Below are 24,480 nucleotides of genomic sequence, written 5' to 3' on the forward strand. Positions count from 1 at the left end.
TATGAAAATATTTAAAAAATCTGGTCAGATTCGTTCTTTTATCCTCCTTTTTTTGCTGCTCAGCCTTTCTACCTTAGAGGCTCAGGATGTGAAAGTGATGACCTTATTGTCAGATAAAGAGGTCACCGTGTCCAAGCCAGCACCGGACAAGGTATCTCAAAAAGATTACGATGGATTATTCATAAAAGGAGAAGAAAAGAATGGAAGTGTTAGTTATGAAAACCTGAGCTACCTGCAATTCAACCTGGGTAATATGCCGAACCATGCTCAAATCAAATCGTTAACGCTGCGGATTTATTTAAAGGAAGCAGTGGGTTCTAAAACCCAATCGGTTAAGGTTTATCCCCTTGATGCTCAGAAGGTTTGGAGTGACTTCAGTTGGGAAACACGGCCCGACAGTGGAGATAACATCCCTATAGGAAAAAGAAAGGCGATTGGGCTCAAGGACGTAAGCCCAAAGCAACGGGATTCAGGCACAGATTTTAAGTTCAATATCAAAGATCCGATTATCAATTCCAAAATGGCTGCCCGTGGTCTGATTTCACTGCTGCTGGCTGCAAGTAAGGAAGATTACGAATATTACGCTGCACGAACAGCGCAGGAAGATGGGTATGCCTATCAGCCCAAATTGATCATTGAATACTCCATAGACTCCCATTTGGCGCTGGGTAATTGGGCACAAATGAAACAAGACCCCCAGCACAGTGGCCAGCAAACCTGGGCATCTAATGTCACACCGGATTTGGTAAAAGCCAGGAAAATCATTGAAGGCACGAATCAATTTTCTTACACAAAGGTAAATCCTGTCATCTATGATGGTCAATTGATTTGTGCCGTTCAACAGACAGGTACTGGTAATGGTAATGTCGAAGGCAACTATTTGCATCGTTATGCTTTGACTTCAACCGGGGAACGCTTAAACCCTGAAAGCCCAAGATTGAGTGATATTGTAAAACACCAACCTGTGGTGGGTCCAAAGAAACAACTCTATTGTATTCTTGGTAAAGCGGCTACTACATTGGTCGAGTTGGATTTAGAAAACAACTTCGAAGAAAAAAAACGCTTTACCACAGAACCGGTCACTGCCACGCCGGTGGTGGGCATTGACGGCAGTTTATACTTGTCTACTAAAGGAGGGCTCTATGCCTACACCCCTGATTTTAAGATCAAATGGAAATATGCTCCACTTACAAATTTAAAAAATCATCATTTCGGAAGCCTGGCACTCAGTAAAGATGAGCAGAAGGCTTATGTTGTTTTTGGGGATGATAACAAACTTGTGGTGCTGGACACCAGGGATGGGACAGTCCTTAAAAGTTCAGAAGAAATATTTTCAATTAAGATTGAAGGTGACGAAACAAAAATCCCGGTTCCTGCTGTGGATGTAAAAACGGGAAAGGTCGTGGTGCTTGATGGGTTCAGAACAGGAAAGCAATTGACCGTTTTCAATATTGACGGTAATCTGGTGAAAACCTATGATGGTTGTGGTAAGTCAAGCGAATGTTTTTCTCAGCCGGTCATCACAAACGGAAACGCTTATTTTATCCAAAATGGAGCCCTGATGAAGCTTGATTTAGCAATAATGAACCTTGTTTCAGTAGGAGGCACTTCCCTGAACCCGGCCAGTACGCTTGCTGCGGATAAAAACGGAAATGTTTATGTACTCAATACAACCGGTAAAGCTGCTGATTTGACGATTTACAATAAGGGTGATGGCACAGTAAAAACAACTCCGTTGAATGAGCTGAATGATGCTAATTTAACTGGCAACCGCCTGTTATTGGCACCTGATGGCAACCTGGTCATTGGCAATGATAATTTCGTAGCCCTCGTTCAACCGGTATCATTTGTGGGGGATGTAACGACCTTGTCGATCACTTCTGTTCCTGAAGACCAAAAAGTGTATCGTACCATCAATGCCATTGAGGTCGGAGCAGTAGTTCATAAAAGCCCTAACAATACGATCCTTTATGCCGGAAAATCTATTTCCTTCAAACCCGGCTTCAGCGTTGAAAGCGGTGCTAAGCTGACGTGTAATATCGGGAATTGGAAGGTAAAGAAGAAATCGCTTTCAATTGGAGATTCATACGCAGGAGGCATTATAGTCCACTTAACCGGGGATGGACATGGTTTGGTAGCAGTCCCGGAAGTTTGGACTAAAACCAATTGGTTAGCTGGAATGGGCATTTGTAATACTTTGAATTATGATGGATACACCGATTGGCGAATGCCCTCTAAAGAGGAGCTGAACCTGATATATGAAAATTTATTTAAGGCCAACCTTGGAAATTTTGTTCCTGAAGAATATTGGAGCTCGGAGGTGTCTGGAGGACGTGTCATGAAACAAAATTTTGCAAATGGTGCTCAGGAGTATACTGATGATAAAGATAGGATCTCTCATCACGTTCGCCCGGTTAGGTCATTTTAAAAAATGCCTGGTGGTCAAATTTTAATAGAAAAATACTTTTTTAAAAGAATAAAAAATGAATACAATGAAAAATACTATTAAAAAAAATAACCTAAACACCTCTTTTGTTACATTCCTTTTCTTATTACTCTTTTTGGGAAGCAGCCAGTGGCTGCTAGCACAGCCATTACTTATTGACGAAAATAAAGTACAAATCAATTTCCCATTGGAAGTCAATAAAACTTCCACTTTTGATGGCCCTTTGATTGTAAACAAAAGTGCGACTTTTAAGGAAGACTTAACGGCATCAGGGAGTTCAACTTTCACTGGCAAATTAACGGCATCAGGGAGTACGACTTTCACTGGTGAATTAATTGCATCAGGGAGTTCGTCTTTCACTGGCAAATTAACGGCATCAGGGAGTACGACTTTCACTGGCAATGTAGGTATAGGGACGACTGACCCTGGGGGATACAAACTTAACGTCAATGGCCCTGTATTTGCCAGTGGATTTAACATGAGCAACAAGATTAAATTGGATATCCATAATGGTGATCCTATCATTACTTTTTCTCACGCAGGTATTGCAAGAATAGGAGGAGCAACTAGAGGTCTGGGAATCTGGGGTGGCGAAAAGGCCAGCAAAGACGATACACCAGCATTGTTTATTAATCCAGACAATCTTGTTAGTATCGGATTTACGGTATTTACCCCCCAGGAAGCACAATTGCATGTTGCCGGACCCGCGGCAGTTTATGGTAGTGAGTTAGCTGGTTTAATATTTAAAAATTCAGGGGGGGATATGTGGAAAAGGGTTTATGTTAAAAACAGAGAATACAGAAAAATAAGTATTTTAGCCGAAGGGGATATTATTACAAAAACGGGACTTTTTACGACCTCGGATATCCGAATAAAAAAGAACATCAGCCTAACCTCAACACTAAAAGACCTGCAAAGCCTGAAGGCCATAGAAATTGTCAATTACGAAATGATCGATGATATTGCCGACAACAGAAGCTATAAAAAAGTCATTGCCCAGCAGCTCGAAGAGGTCTATCCAATAGCAGTTCAACAGGCGACACAAGGTTTTATTCCCAGCGTATTTCAGCCATCCATTTCCTTCGATAAGATCACCACAGGTGAATACCAGTTGGTAGTGGCAAAAGAACATCATTTGGCTGTAAATGATAAGCTTGATTTGAAATGTTATCCTGGCAACAGCAGTGTAATAGCAGAAGTAATCAGGGTTATATCCCCCAAGGAGTTTGTAGTCCAATCCACTACCGAACTCGATAATATGGAATCCATTTTTGTCTATGGAAAACAAGTGGACGACCTTTTAAGTGTCGATTACGATGCCATTTCCATGCTCAACGTCTCCGCTACCCAGGAGCTGGCCAAACAAACGGAGCAGTTGCAAGCCGAAAACCAGGCACTCACGGCGCGTGTCGCGGAACTGGAAAAACAATTGGAAAGCATGGATGAGTTGAAAGCGAGTGTGGCGCAGTTGCAGGCGATGATGCAGGACAAGACGGCTGTGAATTCCAGTGCAATTTTTGGGAAAGAATAAGCCGTTTTGGCACAACGAAGAATTATATTTTTAATCTTATAAAATTATTATCATGGCAAAAGTAAGAGTTGAAACAAGTTTTACCTTACGACAATTAATAGATTCCCCTCAGTTAAATCTAACGGTTGATACCTACTCCCCAGGGCTAGCCATAGGTCAGATCATTAGCAGGCTTAACGAGGTATTTAATATTGGGTTTGAGTTCGATGGCAGTAATGTTTATTTAAACACAAATGAATTGGATGACAAATTCGTAATGATAACTGTTCTATTACCTGAAGAAAATGACCAAATTAACGGTGGGAATCTAAGGAGGGCTATACTTTAATCAGGTTTCTTAGTAGAGCAGGAGTCATCCGAATTTAGCCTTTTAGATGACTCCTGGTTGTTTACCCTCAATGTTTACTTAGGGATAAAACTATAGCTACTTTTTTCCTGGCTAAGGACTCCGGGGGGAACTTTTAGCTATTCACTCACTTTAAAAATAAAAATGATGACCGATTTAGAAAAATATTTAAAGGAACGATACACAGCTGAAACGATACAAATTTCGCAAAAAATTGCCATAGTTGGGACCGATAAAGAGGGCTTCTCTCCGCTTCTAACACTTTATGAAAAACTTTCAGATCAAAATCCAAATTGCTTGAGTGCATATCTTTTAAAAGAGAAAGAACCGAAATGGACTAAACCGTTGAATGACCTATGGTTAAAGCAAACCTTAGCCATAGAAATTTTAGATACCTTCTATATAGCTCATCCGGCAATTAATGATGCATTAAAAATTGCATCAGCAGAAGGCCAAGTGAAAGTTAATTTGAAAACTTTCTCTAAGAACTATAAGGGTTACAAAAACGATTCTTATGATGAAGTGTTGTCCTTGATTAATGCTGAATTCGTAAATTTTGAAGAATCCAAAATACCTATTGCCGGTAATGATTTTGCCGGGATTCTTACACGCAATAACTTTTAAAGGCTCATAAAAGGATAAGCAGTGCTATGAGATTTAATAACCGACCCTATGGAGGATTCTAATCCTGTGTTCTTTTTTCTGGATCTCTCCTCATGAACGGAATAAACCTGCTCGTCCGCTTTTTATAGGCTTCATAATCCGCATGGCCTTCGTATTTCTTTTCCATCATAGGTACCCCTGAAACGAAAAGAATGAGCAAGGTGATCATCAATGGACCCATGAGGCCAAAGGTACCCCATGGCGAATTCAGGGCGATCAACCCTATGCCCCACCACAACACCACTTCTCCAAAATAATTGGGATGGCGGGTGTATTGCCAAAGGCCGGATTGAATGATCTTTCCCTTGTTCAAAGGGTCTTTTTTAAACCGGACCAATTGGGCATCGCCGATGGCTTCGAAATAAAAACCGATAATCCACAACCCTATGCCGATATAGTCGAGCAGGTTTAATTCCGGTTGAGAATGCGTAGCCACAATCATTACCGGAGCCATGATCACCAGCAGCAGAAACCCCTGAAGCAGGTAAACCTGCAGGTAAGACCTAATGAAAAAAGATTTGCCCCAGTCTTTGCGCCATTGCAGGTATCGAAAATCTTCCGTTTTGCCTTTGTTTCTAATGAAAATATGGATGGCCAGCCTGACGCCCCAAAGGAATATCAGACTGTATAATAACAGTGCCCTGGAAGTAGGTTCTCGGGTGAAAAAATAAAAACCGCACAGCAGAATATACCCTAGTCCCCAGGCGATATCGGCCACATCATTCCTTTTGATGATAATGGAGATCACGAACCACAGGGTAGCGTAAATGAAGATCAGTAGAGCGGATTGTAACATTATTTCAACCATTTCAATGAACCATTTTTACGATGTAAAATCCCGCGACACTGACCACTGCAGTAAGCACGGCGCCCCAGGTAATATCGATAAAAACGATTTTGATCGGCCAGTCTTTCAGTGTGGCGAGATTGGTCAGATCATAAGTGGCATAGGTGAAAAAGCCAAACAAAGCGCCCAGCAAGATGGCCTGGCCGAGGGACTCTTTTTGCACCGCCGGGTAAATGGCAAAAATGGAAATACCGATGATGAACAACAGGTAGAAAATAATGGCGGCTGTCCAGTTGACTTTATCCGACAAAAAATTGCCCAAATGTTTTTGATACAAGTCTTTGGCGATGAGCCCCAACCAAAGCATATCTACAGCGAAGAATACGATGGCTGTTAGCAGGTAACTTAACATGATTTTGGTAATGTTTTCCATGGCAATGCTGAATTTTAAAAGAAAACTATGCGAAATCAAAGATTCTCGAACACCCGGTTTTTCATAATAGTTTGTGGGTAGAAGGAAGCGGTATCCCCCACCGTCCTGCGTCAGGATACAGGGATGGTTTAAATTAATTAATCACCCCACGTGTAACCACGTTATTTCCTGGTCAAAGGTAGTTTATAATAAGCAATTTTTATATCAATCCCTGCGTCATCTCTGGCTTGTTTATCCTTGATGAAAGATAAGCCTGCAGGCCCTGCCAACCTGTTTGCCAGACACAAACAAATAGCATCCACGATGTCATCCTTTTTTACATCCTTCCTTTGGGTGTTCCCCAGGATATCATGGTAAAGGGGAGAAATTTCAGGATCGTATTTTTCCAGAATAGCCAATCGATCCTTTATGCCTTCGTTTTTTGATTTTTTAGTGAGCAAAACCTGTTGAGGTGGGTTTAAATATTTGAAACAAAGTTCGGGATGGCTTTCATAAATCTCCAATTGCCTGTTGCCTTTCAAAAGAAAGTCGTCGACCTCTTTTATTTTGCTGCTGATAAAAAAGGATTGAATGGATAGGCTCTTACCTTCTGTTTTTTGGTTTATTGATTTGGCAGACTCATAATCTGTAAATTTTAAAGCTTCCCGGCAAGGCGGATTAAAAACGGTTGATTGCCTTCCCGGCAACTCCTTCCGTAATGAACTTTCAACAGTCCTGATAAAATCATCAGAACTCAATCCGATGGGAATATCGATAAAGATTCTTTGGAGGTCGGAGTGAGCACCGATCAACCCGGTAAAATTTTCGTGGACGGCATAAGTATAACGATCATTATCGTATTTGATCATCAGCCAGCCTTTTTTGCATCCATCCACCCCTGCAATAGCCATTTTATTCTTTTATTGTTTAACGATTTTGAAGACTTTATCGTCCCCTTTACCTGTCAGGAAAAAAAATATTTCCGGAGGTAGTTAAGAAAGGTCAAAGGTAATTGACCGTCCATGAAACAAACTCTTTTCCTTGAGTATTTATGCGAATCAAGGGTTGAACCCACTTCGGGGTTCTTTTATATTTTATTGAAAATAAACTGATTATACCCGTGGTTATTCATATTTAATCCTTTCAGGATAAAATGTTCGATAGGACATTAAAGTAAATAACCCTCCCGACCGTTGGTACGTTATGTCATTGCATTCCATGTGTGAAACTCACGGGGGTGATGATCACCAGCAGCAGTAATGCCTGAAGCAGGTAAACCTGCAGATAAGACCGTATGAAAAAGGATTTGCCCCAGTCTTTGCGCCATTACAGGTATCGGAAATCCTCGGTTTTACCTTTATTCCTGATGAAAATATGTGTGGTCAACCGAAGACCCAAAGAAAAATCAGGCGTAACCTTCAGGCCTTTCAAATTGAAATTTTGAAGCATCCAGCTCCATTATTTTTCGGAAGGTGTCGCTGGTCCTGATGAAATATTCTATGTCAAAGAATTTTTTTCCTGTGGTTCGTTCCTCTATAAACCCGAACCAGTTTAAAAATCGTGAAAAGACTCTTGTATGGATACAATTTTGAGTATATTTTTCCGCCGAATGGTATAAGCTACGGGGTTCGATAGCCTCTAAAATAAAGGGGAACGCCAAAAGGTATTTTTCGACATAAAACTGCAAGTTTCTTTCTTCTTTGCCATATTGGAGTAACAGATAGAGCAGATACCCGAAAGTATTCTGAATATGCCCGTTGTCCTCGTATAAGTCGTGATATTCCCAATTAAATTTTTGATAGTAGGTCTGGAAAATGGCTCTAAAAAGCAAGTCCGGTTTGTCCAGTAATTTTTTGCCTTTGGCCGTCAGCGAAACCTTACCATGCCGCTTTTTTGTGATGCCGGCCAGGTCTGCGATGATGCGGACAGTTTGGAGCACTATACTGTCAGATTCTTTGTTCAATTTTACAGTACCTTTTTCGATATGGCCTTCATTAATAATGCCTAATGCGTAGAGGTCCTTGCATGTTTTTACCTGTAAATTGCCTTTAGGAGTCAGCTTCATCTGCCCGGCTTCCTCAACCATTTTCAAGTAGGCGGTTATCAGTTTAAAAAAGGGCACTTCCTGGGTAAAAACGTTTTTGTCGACAGGCACTTTCCATTGGATGGGAGAAACATCCTCGAAAGGCTGGTATAAAATGTGGTGCATGTCCTGGGGCGAAAGATTGTCAATTTCAGGCATGGGTTGACGATTTTCAAACGCCATGAATGCCTCTAATTCTTCCTGGAAAAAATCAAGTTCTTCGTCCGTTGGTATTTCCGATTCCTCGGGATCAATGTGAGCATGAGCTTTTATTTTTTCATCCACAGGCAGCTGTGAAATAACGCCATTTTGAGCAACAATCCTGTTGAAATCATGCATGATTGATTCTTTCATTCCAGGACCAATGAGGATAGGATAGGAAGAAATTATTCCGTCGTATATAATTTTGTCCTTAAAAGGCAGCAATACAGCTTCCACCATTACCGGTAAATTATTTCCCCAAAACATTTCAAACGGATCACTCAAGGCCAAAACCTCATAGGCAAACTGGTCATCCATAAAAATGGCATGTTCAGAAGTCAATTTTACGACGACAAAAGTTCCTTTGGTAAAATGCTTGAACTGCTGAATGAGTTCAATATCTTCCTTTGAGAGCTCCTTTGAAAATTCATGGATAAATTCATCCAGCAAATGAAGGTTTTCGTATAATGCCTCTCTAATGGGGTATTTTTTTTCCACTGACCACCCAAGGAATTTTTCAAGAGTGGTATTTTTTGGAAAAAGAGCCAGTTTTTTGCCGGCGAAATAAATTAATTTTGGGTGAATGCGAATGTATTGGTTGTATTCCTGTTCATTTAATCTCATGATTCCTGGTTTGTATTGCCAACGGTGAAACTAAACTGTAAAATACTCTTTCAGCAACAAATATTCCTGTTATTGACGATATTATTGATTATTTTTTGTGGAGCTCGTAAATGTTCATCGCCATTTCTAAACGAAATATTTCGAGCCATTATACCTATATTTGTTTTTATTCAACAACCTGTATATCAATGACAACCCGTATCACAACATCACTTTCCATTTTTTTCCTTTTCCTGTTTTTGACACCACATGCTTTCAGCCAATGTGATTTCAATGAAGTGACCATTACTTCCACAACCGGGGAGTATGCCGATGAAATGAGCTGGCAACTACATGATAGTAATGGTTTGTTGATTACTCAATTCCAGGGAGAACAGAATGCCACTACTACTCAGGAAGTGGTTTGCCTGATGGATGGTTGTTATGTGTTTACCGCCAGCGACAGTTACGGCGATGGCTGGAACGGAGGTTCTGTCCATTTGGAATGGGAGAACTCGTCAGAAAATTTTGGCCTTGATATTGGAACCGGTCAGGTATTTTATTTTGGGATCAATGCAACCGACTGTATCCCTGAAATTTTGGGATGTACGGATCCCAATGCTTTCAATTACGATCCTTTGGCAACCGTAGATGACGGTTCTTGTATAACGCTGGAGGGTATTGTCGATGTTCAATCGTTTGATACCTTATTGTACTCGGGCCCCAAAGACAACCGGATCAACTTTGTAATCCAAAATCGTACGTCTGCCAATCCAAACGACAATTTTACCAATGCCCAGGAATTACGCAGTCGGTTGGAGCTGAATTTTCTTCCTTCTTTTGATTTCAATGATCCGGGGGCAAAGATGCCTTACGCACAGTATAAAAACTTTTTCAACCTTTATGCCGCCTGGTGGCCCGATGCGCCGGGCGATCATACCTGGTGGAGTTTCAACATCATCCAGCAACTTAGGAATGAAATATTTCTCCCTTGGGCCAATGATGAAACGGGTTGGGTCACCTGGTTTTCTACTTCAAAATATGGAGGAGGTGGTGGTGCCGGCCTGAACCGGGAGGCAAGAGTGGGTGATGGAAAAATGTACGGAACCGATTATGAAACCTTGCTGCATGAATTCGGCCATACCATGCCGGGTTTGTTGGATGAATATACTTCCAGTGGAGAATGGTCCGGCAACCAGTGTTTTGAGACAGCCAATACGACCGGCTTTACCCTAAAAGATGAAATCCCCTGGCGAAAATGGATCGACGATGCGACGCCTTTACCGACGCCTTACAACGGAGCCTATGAAAATGTGATCGGGGCTTTTGAAGGAGGGCTCACCAACTATTTTGGTTGTCATCGCCCCACAGCCAAAGGCTGTTATATGGGCGCCGGCGGTTTTGGGGAAGGGTACGGACAGGATCTCTGTGCGCCATGTGTGCAAAGGGTGATCTGCTTTTTATACAAATATGTCAACGTCATAGAAAATCCGCAACCGTCTAATCCCGAACTGACCGTAACAGGAAACCAGACCATCACCTTTTCAGCAGACGTGGTAGCCCCGGAACCTAATACTCAAAAATACGAATGGTTCCTCAATGGAAAACGGATCGCCGAAGGCACCACCTCCATTGAGGTGACCTTTGGGCCATGCGCCGATTATAAACTCGTGTTTGCGGTAACTGACACCACTGATCTGGTGCGTTACGATGAAAAATTCGACGAGACCTACCCAAAACCTTACCGTGAGTTCGTGTGGACCATTGACCAGTCAGCTGTCAATGTTTACAATATGAATGCCACCGTTTCAGCCGTCAATGCTGATTGTACCGGAGAAGAGAATGGCCTTGCCGACTTTTCGGTTACTGGAGGGCTCGCGCCATATGAATTCTGGCTGGACGGCGTCCAGGTGTCCAATCCCGCCACAGGACTTGCCCCGGGCACCAGTGATTTTACCATCGTGGATGCCAATGGTTGTTCCATTGAACGGAAAGTCCAGCTGGAACAGGATGAAGTGCTGGACCTGAAAGTCTGTTCCGTGCATGACGGCGGTTGGGAAGTGTCGCTAGAATCCGTTCATTACGATCCCGGAGAACTGGATATTCAATGGTCCACAGGAGCCACCGGGCTTACCCTTACCAGTGTGCCTGACGGAGATTATTCCGTTACGGCAACCGTTAACGGCTGTTCGGTCACCAAATCCTTTAGCCTGGTATCCGCTGCTGAAAATATGACCGTTTCCCATCAATATTTTCCTTCCGAACTGGAACGGAATACCGGAACCATTTATGTTCAGGTCGAAGGCGGGACACCGGCATACCTGATCAAGTGGTTCGATCGGCTGACGGGAGATCGTACCGATGATCATCCGGACAATATCATCGCCAGCGGAACTACCTGGGGACATCTGCCCGAAAATGCTTTTGACGATAACCTGGGGACCAAATGGCTCCATGCCGTAAGCAACGATGCCTGGGTGGGATACGAATTTCCAGAACCGACTACTATTGTACATTACGCCATTACATCGGCCGATGATGTGCCCGAGCGTGACCCTAAAGACTGGCGCCTGGAGGGCTCTGATGATGGAAATACCTGGTCCGTACTGGATACACGGACCAATGAAGATTTTCCCAATCGTTTTCAACGCAGGGTGTTTACCATCGGGACACCCCTGGCTTATAAATTTTGTCGGCTTTTTGTGATGTCGAGTGCCGGGGAAAACCAGATACAGCTGCAGGAACTTGAATTCATTGGCACCGATCCTTCTGGACCTTTTGACTATAAACCCGAATTTGACGGTCATTTCACTCGTACCGATCTTGCCCCCGGAGATTACCGTTATGAGGTGGCCGATGCCTCCTCTGCCTGTAAAGATGCAGAGGTCGGTATGGCGGCCTTTGAAAGTTTTACTGCAAGTGGACTTACGGTCGTGCCAGACGGTCAATGTGGTGTGAGGATAGAAAATCCGGATATGGAAATGGATTATTTTTGGTTGTCTGATGAAACAGGAACTGCTTTGTTGGGAATGGGAGGTTCGTTTACGCCGCCTTCGGAAGGCAACTATTACGTGACGACCGCTCCTGCCGGCACCGGTCAATGGAGCAGCAACCGGAGAGGATTTGCGGTAACCATGCCGGAAATACCAGTAGTGCAAGGTCCGGAAGAGGGTATTTATTCCATCGTGGATCCATTGCCCGATGCGGAGTATTTATGGTATGATGCAGATAATTGCGGAACGCCCGTTCAAACAGGAACTACTTTTGAGCCGGGTATGGAAGCGGGCGAGTATTACGTGGCAGCCAGAAGTGCGGTTCAGTATCCCGATCCGGTAGATCCGGCAACTGTTCCCGGTTTGTTGCTGAGGATGGATGCTGCTGATCTTAATGGCGACGGCATGATCGATGATCCGGCTCCGGGTACCAGTTCCATTCTCGACTGGTATTTCCCAACGGGCAATAACTGGGCTCCGGACAACTGGTTTGCTTATCGCTCCAATCATCAAAATGGATTGGGTATTGCCGATTGGGCGACCTTGTGGCTACAGCGTCTCCAAAACGCCCAGAATAATTACCAGACGGTGTTGATGGCCTATGAAGAAAATGCCTTGTCATGGGGCGGCACTGCGCCCATGGAGGGCCTTTCCGTCAATATTCCACGACATGCCGATGCCTCTCAACTTTTTTCCAACAACGCTCCTGCCACTACACTGAACGGAACCACCTATCTGAACGGGAAAGTGGTGAACCCGCTGACAACCGCCAACCCCATGAAATTTTGCGTATTGGGTTCCGTATTTACCACGCCTTCATTTGCGGATATTTTTTATACCGATACGCACTGGGAAGGCAAGGTCGGCGAAATGCTGTTTTACGATCATGCGCTCACCGATGAAGAGATGAAAGGTATTTCAGCCTTTTTGAGACAGAAATGGATCAGTACCGCCGAACTGGAAAGCCCAAGGGTTCATATTTCCTGGCCGGGCATTACCGCTTTGGAAGAGGAAGAATTTGTGGTTGAAAAAGTGAGTATTTATCCTAACCCGGTAGGCGACAGATTAATCATCGAAAGTGGGTTGGATGGGAATTTTCGCCTCAAACTTTTTAATGTGCATGGAGCGTTATTAGAGGATCGGATCGTTGACACCCGTAAGGAGGAAATTGATGTGTCCGGGCTCACTGCCGGATTGTATTATATTGAGATAATAGAAAGCGATGGAAAGCGACAAGTGGGTAGGTTTGTCAAAATGTAATGGGTTCCATTTGCAATGCATCTTGTTAATGGTGAATAGTGAATGAATGTTGGGATAAAGGGTAAGGTTTAAATGCAAAGTCCGCCAGGGTTACGCAAGGAACACAACGGATTCAATGGTAACGGAATACGATTGATGAAAACGGGATGAGAAAAATCTCTCCCTTTTTTCATTCCTCCTGGCGCACTTTGCGAACCCCCTTGCGCGCCTTGCGTTTAAAAAAGCTTAGTCAAACCGGGGATTACCTGAGAAAACAGAGGCAAGGATCCTGATTCATAAGTTACGACAAATGGTCGATCACCCGCTTTAACTTTTGCTGAATTTCATAAGCTATGTCCCCCAAATTTTCATTTTCAACGGATATCATCGATGCGATAGGATCCACTGCGGAAACTTCGATAGCGCCGTTTTTATTTTCCTGCACAATCACATTGCAGGGGAGAAATACGCCGATCTTATCCTCACCTTGTATGGCTTTATAGGCGTATTGAGGATTGCAGGCTCCCAGAATTTTATATTTTTTGATATCGACGTCAATTTTCTTTTTCAAAGTGGCCTGGAGATCGATTTCGTTCAGGACGCCAAAACCTTCTTTTTTTAATTCCGCGGTTACTTGTTCGATAGCGTCATCGAAATGATTGCTGGTAAGAATTTTGCTGAAATAATAAGCCATAATGTTGTGTTTACTTGTTAATGAATGGTATAAAATAGAACAATCATTAACCTTGAAGGTTTTACTTTTTGGGAAGTATCCTTAGTAAATTTTTACGCTTCTTATGCTCCATTTTTTATCACTAAACACCAACCATCCTTTCCCTGTCAAAATCAATGCCCTCCCGGACAAATACATATCCCAATTGATTGGACAACATTTCAGTGCCATCAATTTTAAAAGGGGGTTTATTCCTATGACTGTGACCATAAATCCAATAATCAACCTGGCTTTTGGCAATTTCATCTGTCAAATCAACGCAGAAACCTTCATTGAGCAGACTTCCCATGAATTCCGGAACATTACATTGGAGGCTTGGAAGGTGATGGGTTGCTACAATTGTTTTTAATCCATCGGAAGTGGAAATTTCTTTTTGCAGCCATTGCCAGGAAGTTTGGAAAAGCTCATTATAACTTTCAATGGTCAATCGTCTGTTTTTGAATTGGATTAGTTTAAAATCATTCATGCCGGCTAAAATAGCATGGACTTCTTTCTCAATTTTTGACCACAAAGTAGTGAAGATCAATTTGGTGTCATGGAGGATTCGGGTGGTATTGTTGACCAAAAAAACATTTGATTTGACTTGATATTCATAGTCCGTTTCTAAGCAAATTTCAGCATCAAAGCCACCATAAAATTCATGATTCCCGGGGATCAGGAAAACCTGGTCAAAGTCTTTTGAAACCTGCTCAAAAAAAGGATGGTCCTTAAAATGTCGCCCCAGATGAAAGGTGTCTCCGGCGATGATCAAAATATCTCCTTTCGGAATCAGCGGATTTCTTTTTAACCAATTCCAGTTTTGGGGAAATTCAAGATGCAGATCAGAACAATACTGTATTTTCATAAGCTAAAGATACTCGTTATAATTTTTTGTCAAATACGATGGAGCACCCTTTTTACGAATCAAACCAATTTGTACTGAATTTTTGTAAAGAAAAAAATCCGTTTCTATTCGTCCAATCCGTTTTATCCGCGTTCCACCATCCCTTTTTCCTCAAAAAAATCCGTTCACAACCGTCCAATCCGTTTTATCCGCGTTCCACCATTCCTTTTTCCTCAAAAAAATCCGTTTCTATTCGCCCAATCCGTTTTATCCGCGTTCCACCATCCCTTTTTCCTCAAAAAAATCCGTTCACAACCGTCCAATCCGTTTTATCCGCGTTCCATCCTCCTTTCCCAAAAAAATCCGTTCTCATTCGCCCAATCCGTTTTATCCGCGTTCCACCATCCCTTTTTCCTCAAAAAAATCCGTTCACAACCGTCCAATCCGTTTTATCCGCGTTCCACCATTCCTTTTTCCTCAAAAAAATCCGTTTCTATTCGTCCAATCCGTTTTATCCGCGTTCCATTCTCCTTTTCCCAAAAAAATATCCCGTTCCCCAAAAATCTTCCCTAAATTCGCAACGAACATCTGCAAGACCTCAATCTATGTACAAAAAAGAAACACAAAAGGCGCTCTACGAATTGTCAAAGGCCTACCTGGATGAAAAAAGTGCCGAGCGGCAAAAGCCTTTACAGGATCAGTTGCCGGATCTTCGTGAGTTGATCACTTACCACGAATGGCGTTATTATATCCTCAATGATCCTGTCGTTAGTGATTTTGAATACGATACGATTTTCAAACAGCTGGAGGCCATAGAGGAAGCACATCCCGATTGGATTACGCCCGATTCTCCGACCCAGCGGGTGTCAGCTGACCTGACGTCGGATTTTCCTTCCGTGGAACACCTCACGCCCATGTTGTCCCTGGGCAATTCCTATAATGCCGAGGATCTTATCGATTTCGATCAGCAGATCAAACGACTGCTCAATATGTCTGAGGAGGAGGATATTGAATACGCTGTAGAACCCAAATTTGATGGAGGATCTATTGCCCTGGTGTATGAAAATGATGTATTGGTCAGGGCGGCTACCCGCGGAAACGGCGCCGTAGGAGATGACATTACCAACAATGGGAAAGCGATCTTCTCCATTCCACTCCGGGCTGATTTTTCCAGCGTTGGAATCTCCAGGGTGGAGGTGCGTGGCGAGGTCCTTATCCGTAAGGATCGTTTTGAAGCCATGAACAAAGAACGGAGCGAAACTGACCAGATGATCTTTGCGAATGCGCGTAATGCAGCCACGGGAGGATTGCGGATGAAAGACCCCCGGGAGGTGGCGAAGCGAAATCTGGAAGCATTTATTTACACCCTAGGTTATGCGGTGGATAGTGCGGGCGTGGATCGGATGGAACATTTTGCGACCCATAATGAAAGTTTATCTTTCCTCTCTTCTATTGGTTTTAAAGTCCCGCAGGCCGAAAGGAAAGTATGTAAGAATATCCGTGAAGCTGTTGATTTTTGCCTGCACTGGCAGGAAAAACGCGATACCTACGAATACGAAATCGACGGCATGGTGGTAAAAGTAAATAGCAGGGAATTGCAGGAACGTGCCGGTTATACAAGTCACCATCCCCGGTGGGCTATTGCGTTCAAATTCCAGGCTAAACAGGCCACCACTAAACTGGAAAGTGTGGAATACCAGGTAGGTAAGATTGGTTCCATCACCCCCGTGGCCAAGGTGACCCCCGTTCCGCTGGCCGGCGTAACGATATCATCCATCTCCCTGCACAATGCCGATTTTATTGCCGAAAAAGACCTTCACCTCAACGATACTGTTCTCATCGAAAGGGCGGGAGATGTGATCCCATACATTGTCAAAGCCATGCCCGAATTGAGGGATGGCAGTGAAGAACCCATAGTGTTTCCAAAAGTTTGCCCCGTCAACACGACGGATACCCCGATCGAGCTGGTGCGAATGGAAGGCGAAGCCGCCTGGCGTTGTCCGAATTGTGTCTGTGGAGCCCAGGATTTGCAGCGGATCATCTTTCATGTCTCCAAACCGGCCATGAATATTGACGGCATGGGCAAATCCATTGTTGAGCGTTTTTATGAACTCGGATGGATACGGGATATTGCCGATGTGTACCAGCTGGACTATGAAAAAATTGGCCAGCTCGAAGGTTTCGGAGAAAAATCAGCCGAGAATCTGCGTGAGGCTATTGAAAAGGCCAAAAAAAGCCCGATCCACCGACTCCTGCACAGTCTGACCATTCACCACATGGGACAAAAAGTATCCAAACTACTGGCCCAGGAAATCAATTATGTATTGGATTTGCAACACTGGACTGAGGAGGATTATACCAATATCAAAGACGTAGGTCCCAAGGTAGCCGAAAATGTACGCCGTTTTTTTGCAGATGAGCATAACATTGCCGTGTTGAAAAAAATGGAGGCTTTGGGCGTGAATATGTACCAGACCGATGAAGATAGACCCCGTGAAATTTCCGGTGATGCGCCTCTCGCCGGCAAGACCATCCTTTTTACGGGCACACTGGAGCAAATGAGCCGAAAGGAAGCACAGATGAAAGCCGAAGCGGCCGGCGCTCGTAACATTAGTGCAGTAAGTTCAAAACTATCCATCCTCGTGGCGGGTGAAAAAGCAGGTTCCAAACTCAAGAAAGCCCAGGCGCTTGGTACGGTGCAGATCCTTACGGAACAGGAGTTTCTGGATTTGGTTGGTTAAAAATACCATTTTCCTAAAAATCAGTATTTTTAACCAACCAAATCCATTAAAATTATGAAAAACACCCTTTTAACCTTAAGCTTTCTTTTGCTGTACTGTTTCGCTTTTGCCCAGTTGGATTCTCCCAAACCCATTATCTTTATCACCGATGCCAGCGGTTCCATGTGGCAAAAAATCGGAGATGATTTTAAAATTACCGTGGCTCGCGAAGTCCTTGGGGATCTTACTGCCAACATGCCGGAAAACCAGCCCCTGGGACTGGTGGCCTACGGGCATCGTGAAAAGGGCGATTGCAACGATATTGAAGAATTGCTGCCCATGACCAACCTCGACAAAGCGGCATTCCAAAAGGCGATGAAGGGCCTCAATCCTTTGGGGAAAACTCCCCTGGCCCAATCAGCCCGGTTTGTCATCGAAAAATTAAAAATCAGCGGACAGTCGGCCACCATCATTCTCATTACTGACGGGATAGAAACCTGCGAAGGCGTTCTTTGTGATGTGGTAAAAGAAGCCAAAGCGGCCGGTATAGATTTTGTGATGCATGTGGTAGGATTTGACCTGGGCGATGCAGACAGGGCGCCATTGGAATGTGCTGCCCGGGAAGGTGGTGGACTGTATATCGACGCTTCCGATAAGGATCAACTATCGCAGGCCGTGAAGCAAACAACTGAAGTGACAGTGGATGTGCCCAAAGGAAGATTGTCCGTGCTGGTGAGACGTAATGGAGAACTTATTGACGGAGCCATTCGTGTCCTAAAACCAGGAACCGATATCGACATTACGGGTATCAGAAGTTATAAGGGACCGGAAACAAATCCTGCGCTGATCAATGTTCCGGCAGGAAAATACGATGTAGAAGTAAGTGTGGTGGGCCAACGCGGAATTCCTGTGATGAGAAAGGAAAGCATCCTTGTCGTTGACTCTAAGGTTTCTGAACAGGTTTTTGATTTCTCCACCGGATTTTTGTCGTTAACGGTAACCAATCAGGGAACCCTTCACGATGCTGCTGTGAAAATACGTTTGTATGGAGAAAGTGAAACGGTAGTTTCTAACCGCACCTACGAAAGCGCAGCAACCAACCCGATGAATAAAGAACTGGCGCCGGGCGTTTATGACGTCATTATCAATTCGGTAACCATTAAAGGAATCACCTCAAAAGCGATCATTGGCAGGGTACATATCAAGGCCAATGAAACGACTTCCCTTGTCCATGAATTTCAAAGCGCCGAATTATCGGTTGGAGCCTCTTTTAAAGGAGCCCTTTGTGATGCGGCTGTTGATATTTATTCTCTGGATACACGGCATTCGGTTGATGCGAGGAGAACTTATGCCAGTGCCTCCTCCAATCCCAAAAAATTTATTCTGAGTCCCGGAACTTACGAGGTAACCGTTAAAGGAATAAAAGTGGAAGGTGATCCGGAAGAGGTGTTTAAAATTACCATTAAGAATGGTGAAAAAGTGGAGCGATGGGTGAAGTGGTAGGGAGGTGCTCTATTTCTTTCCCTCTACCACAATCACGATTTCTCCTTTTACTTTAGCCTGGTCGCCGTAATGGGCTATGAGTTCTTCCAAAGTAGTGGTTTTCACATCTTCGAATAACTTGCTGATCTCCCTGCAAACAGCAGCTCGCCTGTCTGCCCCACAAAATTCAGCGAGTTGGGACAGGCATTTCACGAGCCGGTTGGGAGATTCATATAGTACAAAAGTATTTTCCAAAGATGCCAGGTGGATCAATCTCGTTTGTCTTCCTTTTTTATGGGGTAAAAAACCTTCGTAGTGAAAACGATCACAAGGAAGTCCGGAGGCGACGAGTGCGGGAACAAAGGCTGTTGGACCAGGCAGACACTCTACTTTGATGCCTTCATTGACACAGGCGCGAATCAACAAAAAACCAGGATCGGAAATACCGGGAGTACCGGCATCCGAAATCAAGGCAACGTTGGCGGCTTCAGACTTCAGCTGCTCGACGAGCCCCAGGGTAACCTTGTGTTCATTGTGGGCATGATAGGAACGAAGGGGAGTGTCTATATTGTAGTGGGACAATAGTTTTTTCGAAGTTCTTGTATCTTCTGCGAGAATGAAGTCTGCTTCTTTCAGCAGCCTTATAGCTCTGAGGGTAATGTCTTCGAGGTTTCCGATGGGAGTGGGTATTACGTGAAGCATATTATTCAGTGATGATACGGATTAAAAAATGGAAAGCAAAAATGCTCTTTGTTTCCTTGCAGTACCGGGTAAAATAATCAGGGCTTTAAATCCAAATTAAACATTAACAGTCTTTTTGTTCAAAAAATGCAGCACCAGGTTGATCAGGAGATAAAGCAATACATTAACACTGAAAGCGGCTCCCTTCAAAACAATAAGCAACACCAATGATACAACTATAAAGATAAACCGGATTTCGTTTCCTGCCCATTTTAATGATTTCAATTTGAAGCTGAACATGCTGATTTCTGCATTGAGTAACCAGCTGAATAAAGCAATGACAAGGTATAAAAACCACTGATTGGTTACCAGATCGCGCATGCCGAAATAATCAAAATGATAGATCAGCATAAGGCCCACCATGAACATGGTCACGTTGGGCGTCGCCATACCGATGAAATTTTCCGTTTGTCTTTCGTCAAGATTGAATTTGGCCAGCCGAAGCCCGGAGAAAACCGTCAGCAGGAAGGCCGGTGCAGCCAACCATGAAAAATGAATGTCTTCGGTACCTTCCAGTCCATAAAATAAGAGGACATAAAGGATAGCTCCGGGGACCAGGCCAAAGGAAACCATATCGGCCAGGGAATCCAGTTCTTTGCCAATAGATGAGCTCACCTTGAGCCATCTCGCCACCCCGCCATCCAGCCAGTCGGCCAAACCTGCAAAAAAAAGCAGGAAAAAGGTGGTTAGGAATTGGCCATCCAAAACAGCCACCACGGCACAACTGCCCAAAAACAGGTTGATCAGCGTGATGAAATTGGGAATATGTTTTTTTATCATAATCAATAATGCTTCAATATAAACCTCCAAATGGCCGTCAGGGCAATATTTGCGGAATACTGGATATTTTTTACCCGGTCTTTGGTAAGTTCCAGTTTACGGGTAAAAATGTGATTTTCATTGGAAACACAAATCCAAACCGTTCCAACCGGTTTTTCAGGGGTGCCTCCTCCCGGCCCTGCAATGCCTGAAATGGATACCGCAATGTCTGTCCCCAGTGATTCGCGGGCGCCTTTCGCCATTTCAATAACGGTTTCTTCACTGACCGCTCCGTGCTGTTCCAAAGTTTCCGGGTTGACGTTTAGTAAATTCATTTTCAATGCATTGCTGTAAGAAACAACCCCGCCTTCAAAGGCATCGGATGAACCGGGGATAGTCGTCAGCAGGTGGGAGACGTAACCTCCGGTACAGCTTTCTGCTGTGGATAATTTCAATCCTTTTGCCCGGCAGCATTCCAGTACCACTTCCTGCAAAGTCTGGTTTTCATACCCATAAACGAATTCGGAAAGCATTTCAACGATTTTGGCGGCTTCTTCGTCAATGGCTTTTTGGACATCCTCTCCATTTTCGGCCCTTGCACTCAGCCGTAATCGTACCTGCGCCAATCCGGGAAGATAAGCCAGTTTGATAAAACCGGGCAGGGCATCTTCGATAGAACTTATTTTATCCGCCAATACAGACTCCCCTATTCCGCTGGTCAAAATGGTGCGATGAATGATGGGGTAAACGTTAAACCTTTTTACCAGGCGCGGGATGACTTCATGTTCCATGAGGTATTTCATCTCGTAAGGAACTCCCGGCATGGATACGATGACCTGCTCTGGCAGATCGAACCACATGCCCGGGGCGGTGCCCATTTTATTTTCCAGCAAAAGAGCGCTCGAAGGCATGAAACATTGTGCTTTGTGGCCTTCCGTTTGTTGGATGCCCCATTTTTTTAGTAGTCCGGAAATACGGTCATAGGTGATCTGACTGAAAACCATCTCGTTTCCAAGCAGGTCAGCAATGGCTTTTTTGGTGATGTCATCTTTTGTTGGTCCCAGACCGCCGGTTATGAGTACAACGTCTGCCACCTCTTGTGCCTGTTGTATCCCCTGAATGATTTCGTCGTGCCCGTCACTTGTGGTGATGATCTTGACGACTTTGGCTCCCGCCAAATTCAGTTGTTGGGCCATCCAGGCTGAGTTGGTATCAACGATTTGTCCAATGAGAATCTCATCTCCGATGGTTACTATACTTACCTTCATAAGTTACCTTAGGTTACTATTTTATTTTTACTTCCAGTATGGCTAGTTCAAGAATCATATTTCTTCAATGATTGATTGACCTTTTGAATGATCTCCGGAAGTCCACTGCCATGTTTCATGGAGTCTTAATTTTCCGTTGGGCAGCTTCTCAACTTTAGAAAAACACCTGCCCGTATTTAATTCGCCAAGAAGATTGATTTGGTGGTAACGCATTTCAATATTCCCATTCGGGTCAACCTTGCCCAATAAATGTCCCTTTACAATATTGCCTCCGGAATATTCTGATGTGAGAATGTTTCCTTCCTGTTGGTACAAAAAAATAGTCTGGTCAGAAGTCTCTCCATTTGCCGTATTGGAGATCGGTCTGAATTTTTTATTGTGATAATTGATCATGTCCCGTGTAAATCCAAGCTAAAAAAAATCTAATCGCCGGCCTCTTTTAGCCCTCTTGGATTTAAAAAACGCCGTAAGGCTCAAGGAGGGCGGCGAGCGAAGCAAAGGTAACGGCTTTTATTTTATCAAATAACAGGAATGAAGTTTATTTCAATATTCGCTTAAACTCAATTTTGGGGATTCAGCGGTTCTTTAAAGGCGATTTTTCCTGAGGGTTCCTCAAATCTGTTTTGTTAAATATTGACAACATAGCGAATTTTCGCTAAAATATTTCGTTAACCCTTTACAAAGTCTAAAAAAATCCATATTTTCGTAGCGAATTTTCGCTATTTTTGGGAATTGTTTACGTAAATAAAATAAAATCATAGAGTTATGCCGGATACAATTGAAAAATCAGCCATCTTAAATGGAGGTGAATTTCTCATCAAAGACAGTAATGTAGAGGGAACATTTATCCCTGAGGACGCCAACGAAGAGCAGTTGATGATCAAGGAAATGACAAAAGATTTTCTTGAAAATGAAATTTGGCCTGTTGCCGATAAGATAGAAAAGCAGGTGGAAGGAGTCACTCCGGGGTTGATGGAAAAAATGGGGGAACTGGGTTTGCTGGGCGCGCATATGCCGGAAGAATACGGCGGAATGGCACTTGATGAGAACACCAATACTCTGATTGCGGACACTTTTGGGCCTGCAGGACCGTTTACCGTTTCTTTTGCAGCACATACGGGGATTGGTATGCTACCCATTTTGTATTTCGGAACAGAGGCCCAAAAGGAAAAATACCTGCCGCGTTTGATCTCTGGGGAGTTGAAAGCCTCCTACTGTTTGACGGAGCCGGGTTCCGGATCCGATGCCCTGGCAGCCAAGACAAGAGCAGACCTAACGGAAGACGGGAAGCACTATATCATTAACGGGCAAAAAATGTGGATCACCAATGCCGGATTTGCGGATGTATTCATTGTATTTGCTCAGGTGGACGGGGATAAATTTACAGGCTTTATCCTGGAAAAGGGTATGGAGGGTCTTACGCTTGGCGCCGAAGAAGAAAAGCTTGGCATCAAAGGATCGTCCACCCGCCAGGTATATTTCGAAAATGTAAAAGTACCGGCAGACAGCGTATTGGGTGAAATTGGCAAAGGACACCTCATTGCATTCAACGCCCTGAACATCGGTCGATTCAAACTGGCTGTACTCAGCCTTGGAGGAGCGAAAAAAAGTATAGAAACTGCTATTCAATACGCCAATGAGCGTTACCAGTTTAAAGTGCCTATCGCTTCCTTTGGAGCCATTAAATACAAACTGGCAGAGCAGGCCATCCGTTTGTTTGCCAGTGAAAGTGCCTTGTTCTGGACCTCCAATATGCTTACGGAAAAGAAAAAAGAATTTGAAAATGGAGGCATGACTTTCGGACAGGCCAAATTAAAAGCAGCGGAAGAATACGCCATTGAATGTGCCTTGTTGAAAGTCAGTGGCTCCGAAGCTCTCGATTATATCGTAGACGAAACCCTGCAGATCCATGGCGGAATGGGCTATTCAGAAGAAGGGACTTCCGCCCGGGCTTACAGGGATGCCAGGATCAACCGAATCTATGAAGGAACCAACGAGATCAACCGCCTGCTGTCAGTAGATATGTTGCTCAAACGCGCGATGAAAGGCAAGATCGATATCGTAGGGCCGGCCTGGGCTGTTCAGAAAGAACTGGCTTCCATGCCCGGTTTTGACCAGCCTGAAGGACCTTACGGACAGGAGATCAAAGCGTTGAAAGAATTCAAAAAAGCCATTCTGATGGTAGCAGGAGGAGCCGCCAAAATGCAGATGGACGGACAGCTCAACCTCAAGGAGGAACAGGAGATCATCATGAACGTTGCGGATATGATGATCGATGTCTTCGTCGCAGAAGGTTTGCTCCTGCGTGTGATGAAACTGGCTGAAAAACAAAGAAAGCATCCGCAGGAAATTTACGACAACATACTCAGGGTTTACTTCCATGATGCCAACAGCCGTATTGCCAAAAATGCTACGGATGCTTTGGCTTCCTTCGCAGAAGGCGACCTGTTGCGTACCTTCCTCATGGGGGTCAAACGTTTTACCAAGTACCCTCCGGTCAATGTAAAAAAAGCACGTCAAAAGATTGCCGATACAATGATCGCGGCAAACGAATATTGTTTCTAATTTAAAGGATATTACTCTTTTTGCAGCTGGATTCGTTTCAAGCGAATCCGGCTTTTTTACTTTTAAAAAATCTTAATGACCCGGT

At 43.9% G+C, this 24,480-nt stretch carries 18 protein-coding genes; 8 read left to right on the top strand and 10 right to left on the bottom strand.

What is annotated here, in order from left to right; genetic code table 11:
* Position 1 precedes the first annotated feature (1 nt).
* The 4 genes from H6571_14670 to H6571_14685 all read left to right on the top strand — a co-directional run bounded on the left by H6571_14670 (position 2) and on the right by H6571_14685 (position 4,947).
* A complete protein-coding gene (locus tag H6571_14670) occupies positions 2 to 2,428 on the top strand; it encodes a DUF1566 domain-containing protein (GenBank protein MCB9324981.1) in 2,427 nt (808 codons plus the stop codon).
* Between the two features lie 64 nt (positions 2,429 to 2,492).
* Positions 2,493 to 3,977, top strand: coding sequence for a tail fiber domain-containing protein (locus tag H6571_14675; protein ID MCB9324982.1), 1,485 nt, complete (start codon positions 2,493 to 2,495; stop codon positions 3,975 to 3,977).
* Positions 3,978 to 4,029: 52 nt separating this feature from the next.
* Positions 4,030 to 4,305, top strand: coding sequence for a hypothetical protein (locus H6571_14680; protein ID MCB9324983.1), 276 nt, complete (start codon positions 4,030 to 4,032; stop codon positions 4,303 to 4,305).
* Positions 4,306 to 4,467: 162 nt separating this feature from the next.
* Complete coding sequence (locus H6571_14685) at positions 4,468 to 4,947, top strand: hypothetical protein (protein MCB9324984.1); 480 nt, start codon at positions 4,468 to 4,470, stop codon at positions 4,945 to 4,947.
* Between the two features lie 58 nt (positions 4,948 to 5,005).
* On the opposite strand, the gene H6571_14690 is transcribed toward H6571_14685, so the two are convergent.
* The 4 genes from H6571_14690 to H6571_14705 all read right to left on the bottom strand — a co-directional run bounded on the left by H6571_14690 (position 5,006) and on the right by H6571_14705 (position 9,093).
* Positions 5,006 to 5,794 carry a DUF1295 domain-containing protein gene (locus H6571_14690; protein ID MCB9324985.1) on the bottom strand — a complete coding sequence of 263 codons (789 nt, stop codon included), beginning with the start codon at positions 5,792 to 5,794 and terminating at the stop codon, positions 5,006 to 5,008.
* Between the two features lies 1 nt (position 5,795).
* Positions 5,796 to 6,206: a DUF2177 family protein gene (locus H6571_14695; protein ID MCB9324986.1), complete on the bottom strand. Its 411-nt coding sequence runs from the start codon at positions 6,204 to 6,206 to the stop codon at positions 5,796 to 5,798.
* 161 nt (positions 6,207 to 6,367) lie between these two features.
* Positions 6,368 to 7,096, bottom strand: a complete 729-nt coding sequence (locus tag H6571_14700) for a DUF429 domain-containing protein (GenBank protein MCB9324987.1) — start codon at positions 7,094 to 7,096, stop codon at positions 6,368 to 6,370.
* 494 nt (positions 7,097 to 7,590) lie between these two features.
* Positions 7,591 to 9,093, bottom strand: a complete 1,503-nt coding sequence (locus H6571_14705; protein MCB9324988.1) for a hypothetical protein — start codon at positions 9,091 to 9,093, stop codon at positions 7,591 to 7,593.
* Positions 9,094 to 9,281: 188 nt separating this feature from the next.
* Here H6571_14705 and H6571_14710 point away from each other — a divergent pair, with 188 nt between their 5' ends.
* A complete protein-coding gene (locus H6571_14710) occupies positions 9,282 to 13,325 on the top strand; it encodes a T9SS type A sorting domain-containing protein (GenBank protein ID MCB9324989.1) in 4,044 nt (1,347 codons plus the stop codon).
* A gap of 280 nt (positions 13,326 to 13,605) precedes the next feature.
* Here the strand turns inward: H6571_14710 and H6571_14715 are convergent, their stop codons facing one another.
* Together H6571_14715 and H6571_14720 are read right to left on the bottom strand one after the other, a co-directional pair.
* Entirely contained in the window at positions 13,606 to 13,998 is a 393-nt protein-coding gene (locus tag H6571_14715; GenBank protein MCB9324990.1) for a DUF302 domain-containing protein, read from the bottom strand.
* A 121-nt stretch (positions 13,999 to 14,119) separates the two neighbouring features.
* Positions 14,120 to 14,881, bottom strand: coding sequence for a metallophosphoesterase (locus H6571_14720; GenBank protein ID MCB9324991.1), 762 nt, complete (start codon positions 14,879 to 14,881; stop codon positions 14,120 to 14,122).
* A gap of 584 nt (positions 14,882 to 15,465) precedes the next feature.
* On the opposite strand from H6571_14720, the gene ligA reads away from it, so the two are divergent.
* Both ligA and H6571_14730 read left to right on the top strand, forming a co-directional pair.
* Positions 15,466 to 17,601, top strand: coding sequence for an NAD-dependent DNA ligase LigA (gene ligA, locus H6571_14725; GenBank protein ID MCB9324992.1), 2,136 nt, complete (start codon positions 15,466 to 15,468; stop codon positions 17,599 to 17,601).
* A gap of 54 nt (positions 17,602 to 17,655) precedes the next feature.
* Positions 17,656 to 19,083 (top strand): VWA domain-containing protein, encoded by a 1,428-nt coding sequence (locus H6571_14730; GenBank protein MCB9324993.1) that lies wholly within the window; start codon positions 17,656 to 17,658, stop codon positions 19,081 to 19,083.
* A 9-nt stretch (positions 19,084 to 19,092) separates the two neighbouring features.
* Here the strand turns inward: H6571_14730 and rsmI are convergent, their stop codons facing one another.
* From rsmI to H6571_14750, 4 genes are all read right to left on the bottom strand, one after another.
* A complete protein-coding gene (rsmI, locus tag H6571_14735) occupies positions 19,093 to 19,764 on the bottom strand; it encodes a 16S rRNA (cytidine(1402)-2'-O)-methyltransferase (protein ID MCB9324994.1) in 672 nt (223 codons plus the stop codon).
* Positions 19,765 to 19,860: 96 nt separating this feature from the next.
* On the bottom strand, positions 19,861 to 20,583 hold the full coding sequence (locus tag H6571_14740; protein ID MCB9324995.1) for a CDP-alcohol phosphatidyltransferase family protein: 723 nt from the start codon (positions 20,581 to 20,583) through the stop codon (positions 19,861 to 19,863).
* 2 nt (positions 20,584 to 20,585) lie between these two features.
* Positions 20,586 to 21,830, bottom strand: coding sequence for a competence/damage-inducible protein A (locus H6571_14745; GenBank protein MCB9324996.1), 1,245 nt, complete (start codon positions 21,828 to 21,830; stop codon positions 20,586 to 20,588).
* Positions 21,831 to 21,884: 54 nt separating this feature from the next.
* Positions 21,885 to 22,223 (bottom strand): n-acetylglutamate synthase, encoded by a 339-nt coding sequence (locus H6571_14750; protein ID MCB9324997.1) that lies wholly within the window; start codon positions 22,221 to 22,223, stop codon positions 21,885 to 21,887.
* Positions 22,224 to 22,595: 372 nt separating this feature from the next.
* Between H6571_14750 and H6571_14755 the strand changes: the two genes are divergently transcribed.
* Positions 22,596 to 24,395: an acyl-CoA dehydrogenase family protein gene (locus H6571_14755; GenBank protein MCB9324998.1), complete on the top strand. Its 1,800-nt coding sequence runs from the start codon at positions 22,596 to 22,598 to the stop codon at positions 24,393 to 24,395.
* The last annotated feature ends 85 nt before the right edge of the window (positions 24,396 to 24,480 follow it).

The sequence above is a fragment of the Lewinellaceae bacterium genome (assembly GCA_020636105.1).
Taxonomy (GTDB): Bacteria; Bacteroidota; Bacteroidia; order Chitinophagales; family Saprospiraceae; genus BCD1.

What these genes read in the sequence shown, in the direction of transcription:
- H6571_14670 (MCB9324981.1), top strand. Translation starts at nt 2, where the DNA reads ATGAAAATATTTAAAAAATCTGGTCAGATTCGTTCTTTTATCCTCCTT.
- H6571_14675 (MCB9324982.1), top strand. Translation starts at nt 2,493, where the DNA reads ATGAAAAATACTATTAAAAAAAATAACCTAAACACCTCTTTTGTTACA.
- H6571_14680 (MCB9324983.1), top strand. Translation starts at nt 4,030, where the DNA reads ATGGCAAAAGTAAGAGTTGAAACAAGTTTTACCTTACGACAATTAATA.
- H6571_14685 (MCB9324984.1), top strand. Translation starts at nt 4,468, where the DNA reads ATGATGACCGATTTAGAAAAATATTTAAAGGAACGATACACAGCTGAA.
- H6571_14690 (MCB9324985.1), bottom strand. Translation starts at nt 5,794, where the DNA reads ATGGTTGAAATAATGTTACAATCCGCTCTACTGATCTTCATTTACGCT.
- H6571_14695 (MCB9324986.1), bottom strand. Translation starts at nt 6,206, where the DNA reads ATGGAAAACATTACCAAAATCATGTTAAGTTACCTGCTAACAGCCATC.
- H6571_14700 (MCB9324987.1), bottom strand. Translation starts at nt 7,096, where the DNA reads ATGGCTATTGCAGGGGTGGATGGATGCAAAAAAGGCTGGCTGATGATC.
- H6571_14705 (MCB9324988.1), bottom strand. Translation starts at nt 9,093, where the DNA reads ATGAGATTAAATGAACAGGAATACAACCAATACATTCGCATTCACCCA.
- H6571_14710 (MCB9324989.1), top strand. Translation starts at nt 9,282, where the DNA reads ATGACAACCCGTATCACAACATCACTTTCCATTTTTTTCCTTTTCCTG.
- H6571_14715 (MCB9324990.1), bottom strand. Translation starts at nt 13,998, where the DNA reads ATGGCTTATTATTTCAGCAAAATTCTTACCAGCAATCATTTCGATGAC.
- H6571_14720 (MCB9324991.1), bottom strand. Translation starts at nt 14,881, where the DNA reads ATGAAAATACAGTATTGTTCTGATCTGCATCTTGAATTTCCCCAAAAC.
- ligA (MCB9324992.1), top strand. Translation starts at nt 15,466, where the DNA reads ATGTACAAAAAAGAAACACAAAAGGCGCTCTACGAATTGTCAAAGGCC.
- H6571_14730 (MCB9324993.1), top strand. Translation starts at nt 17,656, where the DNA reads ATGAAAAACACCCTTTTAACCTTAAGCTTTCTTTTGCTGTACTGTTTC.
- rsmI (MCB9324994.1), bottom strand. Translation starts at nt 19,764, where the DNA reads ATGCTTCACGTAATACCCACTCCCATCGGAAACCTCGAAGACATTACC.
- H6571_14740 (MCB9324995.1), bottom strand. Translation starts at nt 20,583, where the DNA reads ATGATAAAAAAACATATTCCCAATTTCATCACGCTGATCAACCTGTTT.
- H6571_14745 (MCB9324996.1), bottom strand. Translation starts at nt 21,830, where the DNA reads ATGAAGGTAAGTATAGTAACCATCGGAGATGAGATTCTCATTGGACAA.
- H6571_14750 (MCB9324997.1), bottom strand. Translation starts at nt 22,223, where the DNA reads ATGATCAATTATCACAATAAAAAATTCAGACCGATCTCCAATACGGCA.
- H6571_14755 (MCB9324998.1), top strand. Translation starts at nt 22,596, where the DNA reads ATGCCGGATACAATTGAAAAATCAGCCATCTTAAATGGAGGTGAATTT.